Origin of the sequence: Azospirillum sp. (genome assembly GCF_035627195.1) — a bacterium.
Lineage (GTDB): Bacteria > Pseudomonadota > Alphaproteobacteria > Azospirillales > Azospirillaceae > Azospirillum.
The window spans coordinates 1-4,692 of sequence record NZ_DASPMG010000115.1; the positions used below are offsets into that span (position 1 = coordinate 1).

Here is a 4,692-nt window from a genome sequence, read left to right on the forward strand (position 1 = left end):
GTGGAGATGATGTTCGAATTGATGCCGCCGCGGCTGATCTCGCCGCACAGGCGCTGGTATTCGATCTTCGGGCAGCGGTTCATGACCACCGTCAACCCGGCCGCCTCGGCGCGCGCGGCCGCCGCGTCGTTGCGCACGCCCAACTGCATCCACACGATCTTCGCACCCTTGGCGATCGCCTCGTCGGTGATGCCGTCGGCGGCCTGGGCGTTGCGGAAGATGTCGACCATGTCGACGGAGTCCGGAACGTCAGCCAGCTTGGCGTACACCGTCTCGCCCAGCAGCGTCTGGCCGGCGAGGCCGGGGTTGACGGGGATGACGCGGTAGCCCTTGGACTGCATGTACTTCATGACGAAGTAGCTGGCCTTGATCGGGCTGGCGGAGGCGCCGACGAGCGCGATCACCTTGGTGCGCTGGAGCACGCCGCGCAGGAAGTCGTCGGTGTAGGTGTCGTGGTTCATGGCGTCACCCATTATTGCCCGCACCTCATTGCCCGCACCAGGTCGGCTGGCGCTTTTCAATGAAGGCGTCGATGCCTTCCTGGGCATCGCGGGCCAGCATGTTCGTCGTCATCACCTCGCTGGCGTAGGCGTAGGCGGAGGCGAGGTCCTGCTCGATCTGGCGGTAGAACGCCTCCTTGCCGATGGCCAGCGTCAGCGGCGACTTCGACGCGATCTTGGCGGCCACGCCGTGCACCACGTCATCCAGCGTGGAGGCGGGCACGGCCTTGTTGATCAGGCCCTGCGCCTCAGCCTCCGCCGCCGACACGAAGTCGCCCAGCAGCAGCATCTCCATGGCCGCCTTGCGGCCGACGGCGCGGCTCAGCGCCACCATGGGGGTGGAGCAGAACAGGCCGATGTTGACACCCGGCGTGGCGAAGCGGGCGTCGTCGGCGGCGTAGGCGAGGTCGCAGGTGGCGACGAGCTGGCAGCCGGCCGCCGTGGCGATGCCGTGCACGCGCGCGATCACCGGCTGGCGCAGCGTGGTGACGCGCTGCATCAGCGCGGAGCACTGGGCGAAGACGGCGGCCACCGCGTCGCGGCCGGGGTTGGCGCGCATCTCCTTCAGGTCGTGGCCGGAGCAGAAGGCCGGGCCGGCGCCCGCCAGCACCACCACCTTGACCGATGGATCCACGTGGATGGCGTCCAGCTCGCCCTGCAGCGCCGCCATCAGGCCCATGGACAGCGCGTTGCGCGCCTGCGGCCGGTTGAGCGTCAGCGTCGTCACGCCGTCCTGGTCGCGGCGCAGGACCAGCGGTTCGCTGCCCGTATCCGTGCTGGCCTTATCAGTGGTGGGGGCGCCCATCCTCGTTCCCTCCGTGCCGGATGTTCGTGGTTTTGGAGCCGGACTGTACTCCGCAGCCAACCCCACGGGAACCGGCGCGTTGCAGATCACAGGCATGAGAGAACAGGGCGGAGAACATTTCAACAGAAAATTTTGTTCAACGTCTTGAATAGCAAAAACGAACTGTTGTTAATTTGCCCGTTTGTGTGCAATCCAGGGTGGAGGGATCCCCTTGTCGAGGTTGGGGTTTTTCCGCCATGATGAGGGGATACAGCATCCGGAAAATGCAAGGGGAGGCACGGACGTGGCGCCGGAGAATGCCGGGGGCGCCGCCATCGACTGGCGGTCCGTGTTCTCGCACAGCCCGGCCGCGACCTGCGTGGTCGGTGCCGACGGCCGCGTGGCCGACGCCAACGCGGCCATGGCAGAACTGACCGGCCGCGGCGTCGCCGACCTGATCGGGCGCCCGTTCGACCTGCTGACGCCGCTCACCGGTGGCGCGCCCATGGGTGGAGCGGCCTGGGTGCCGACGATGCCGCGCGGGTCCGCTCTGCTGCGCCGGCCGGATGGGGCGGAGCGCGGCGTCAGCTACGCGGTGACGGAGTTGGGCGACGGCCTGTGCCTGATCACGCTGGCCGACGTCACCGACGAGCAGTGCTTCGTCTGCGCCGTGTTTTCCAGCCGCGAGAAGTTCCGCACGGCCATCGACGACCAGTCGGAGCTGATCTGCCGCTTCACGCCGGACCTCACCGTCACGCTGGTGAACCGCCAGTTCGCCGCGGCCTGCGGGATGACGCCGAGGCGGTTCGTCGGCCTCAACCTGCGCACCATCCTGGCGCCGGAGACGCTGGCGGCCATCGAGCGGTTCGTGCGCGACGCCACACCGGCAGCCCCGCTGGCGGCGAGCGAGGAGCGCTGGCCGACCGGCGACGGGCCCGCCGGCGACGGGACGGTGCGCTGGATCACGTGGCGGCGGCTGGCCGTGTTCGACGCCAGGGGGCAACTCGTGGCCGTCCAGTCGGTGGGCCGCGACACCACGCAACGGCGGCTGGCGGAGGAGGAGCGCATCCGCCTCGCCGCCATGATCGAGCGCAGCCCGGTCGTGGGGCTGGTCTGGCGGGCGGAGGGCAACCTGCCCATCGAATACGCCACCAACAACGTCGGCCGGCTGGGGCTGGACCGCGCGGCGCTGCTGTCCGGCAAGGCCGGGCTGCTCGACCTGCTGGAGCCGGAGGACGCAGCCGCCTTCGCCGCCTGGGTCGATTCCCGGCGGGACGACACCGGGTCGCGGCACATCTGCGTGCGTCTGGCCGACCGCGGGCAGGGCGCGCGCTGGGTGTCGATCACCGCATGGCGTGTGAATGACGGGCGGGTGGGCGACGGGCGCATGGAGGCGGCGCTGCTGGACGTGACCGAGCAGCGCCACGCCAACCTGGCCCTGCGCGACCGGGAGCGGCGGTTCCGCGCCATCCTCGACCACACCATCCAGTTCATCGGCCTGCTGACGCCCGGTGGCCGCATCATCGAGGTGAACCAGACGGCGCTGCGCTTCATCGGCGCCACCGAGGCGGACATCCGCGGGCGGCTGTTCTGGGAGACGCCGTGGTGGACCGAGCCGGCGGGGGTGGAGCGGCTGCGTGACGGCATCGTCGCGGCACTCCACGGCGAGACGGTGCGGTTCGAGACGACGCACACCTCGCCGGACGGGGTGACGCTGGACATCGACTTCTCGCTGACGCCGATCCGCGACGATGCCGGCGAGGTCGTCTTCCTGGTGGCCGAGGGGCACGACATCACCCGCATGAAGGCGGCGCAGACGGCGCTGCTGGCCGCCACGCGCGAGGCGGAGGGGGCCAACCGCTCCAAGACGCAGTTCCTGGCGGTGATGAGCCACGAGTTGCGCACGCCGCTGAACGCCATCCTGGGCTATTCGGAGGTGATGCAGAACGCGCTGTTCGGCCCCGTCGGCAACCCGCGCTACGACGGCTATGCCGAGGCGATCCACAACTCCGGCCGGCACCTGCTGGGCATCATCGACGACATCCTTGAGGTGTCGCGCATCGAGCTGGGCGTGCTGGAGCTGAGCGAGGACACGGCGGCGGTGTCCGACCTCGCCGACCGCGCCGCGCAGATCCTGACCAACCGCGCACGGGAGGCCGGCGTGCGGCTGGAAACCGACGTGCCGGAGGGGTTGCCGATGCTGCGCTGCGATTCGCGGCGCGTCGTGCAGATGCTGGTCAACCTCGGCCACAACGGCATCAAGTTCAGCCGGCACGGCGGTAGCGTGCGCATCGGCGCCCGGCTGGCGCCGGACGGCGGGCTGGCGTTCCGCGTCACCGACACCGGCATGGGCATCGCGCGGGAGGATCTCGGCCGCGTCTGGGAGGCCTTCGGGCAGGCGGCGGCCGCGCACGCCCGGCAGACCGGCGGCGTCGGCCTGGGCCTGACCATCACCAAGGCGCTGATCGAGGCGCACGGCGGACAGGTGACGCTGGACAGCGCGCCGGGGCGGGGGACGACGGTAACCCTGTGCTTCCCGGTGGAGCGGTGCGGGTTTGCCGCGGCGGCAGGGTAAGGGGGTGACAATACGCGGGCGTATGGCAAGATAGGTGGATGCCCCCGCAATCATGAGCGCCCGCATGACCGCCGCACCCGCCATTTCCATCCCCGACCTGGAGGCCCTGATCCGCGAGGGCGTGCCGCTGGTCGGCAACTTCGGCGTATCGATCGACGAACTGGTCCCCGGGCGCGTGCGCATGCGCATGCCCTATAAGGACGACTTCGTCCGTCCCGGCGGCACCGTCACCGGGCCGGCCATGTTCGGGCTGGCCGACGTGGCGCTGTACGCCGCCGTGCTGAGCCTGATCGGCCGGGTCGAGCTGGCCGTCACCACCTCCATGACCATCAACTTCCTGCGCCGGCCGGCCCCCGTGGGCATCGTGTGCGAGGGGCGGGTGCTGAAGCTGGGCAAGCGGCTGGCCTATGGCGAGGTGCTGCTGTTCTCGGAGGACGCGCTCGACGAGCCCGTTGCGCACGCCACCGGCACCTACTCCATCCCGCCGCACGCACCGGTCAGCGTGACGGTATCTGGATACCGCGACGGCGGGGCGGACTGAAAATCGCTTTAGAATCAACGGCTTTCGGGATGCGGTATTAGGATACCGGCTTTATAAGCTGTTGATTTTGCGAGCGAATTTTTGTCGTTGACAGCGGAGCGAATTTCCCTCAAAAAGCCGGCCGCTTCGGCGCCCCGGGATTCGGCGGCCTGCCGATCCACGATTCACTCAACGAGTGTGGCGATGAAGACCTTCAATCTGAAGCCGTCCGAGATCGAGAAGAAGTGGTACGTCGTCGATGCCGACGGCCTCGTTCTCGGTCGGCTTGCCAGCATCCTGGCGAACATGCTCC

At 69.2% G+C, this 4,692-nt stretch carries 4 protein-coding genes and 1 pseudogene; 3 read left to right on the forward strand and 2 right to left on the reverse strand.

Translation table 11 applies throughout. The annotated features are described in order from the left end of the window. Both VED21_RS10370 and VED21_RS10375 read right to left on the reverse strand, forming a co-directional pair. Positions 1 to 473 (reverse strand): CoA-binding protein (locus VED21_RS10370; protein ID WP_324882270.1); only part of this gene is annotated, 473 nt, incomplete at its 3' end. A 13-nt stretch (positions 474 to 486) separates the two neighbouring features. Next, on the reverse strand, positions 487 to 1,305 hold the full coding sequence (locus VED21_RS10375) for an enoyl-CoA hydratase (protein WP_324882271.1): 819 nt from the start codon (positions 1,303 to 1,305) through the stop codon (positions 487 to 489). Positions 1,306 to 1,588: 283 nt separating this feature from the next. On the opposite strand from VED21_RS10375, the gene VED21_RS10380 reads away from it, so the two are divergent. The 3 genes and pseudogenes from VED21_RS10380 to VED21_RS10390 all read left to right on the forward strand — a co-directional run. Beyond that, positions 1,589 to 3,859 (forward strand): PAS domain S-box protein, encoded by a 2,271-nt coding sequence (locus VED21_RS10380; RefSeq protein ID WP_324882272.1) that lies wholly within the window; start codon positions 1,589 to 1,591, stop codon positions 3,857 to 3,859. Between the two features lie 52 nt (positions 3,860 to 3,911). After that, complete coding sequence (locus VED21_RS10385; protein WP_324882273.1) at positions 3,912 to 4,400, forward strand: PaaI family thioesterase; 489 nt, start codon at positions 3,912 to 3,914, stop codon at positions 4,398 to 4,400. A gap of 183 nt (positions 4,401 to 4,583) precedes the next feature. Then, positions 4,584 to 4,692 (forward strand): annotated as a pseudogene (locus VED21_RS10390) (50S ribosomal protein L13); the annotation flags it as partial.

What these genes read in the sequence shown, in the direction of transcription:
- VED21_RS10375 (WP_324882271.1), bottom strand. Translation starts at nt 1,305, where the DNA reads ATGGGCGCCCCCACCACTGATAAGGCCAGCACGGATACGGGCAGCGAA.
- VED21_RS10385 (WP_324882273.1), top strand. Translation starts at nt 3,912, where the DNA reads ATGAGCGCCCGCATGACCGCCGCACCCGCCATTTCCATCCCCGACCTG.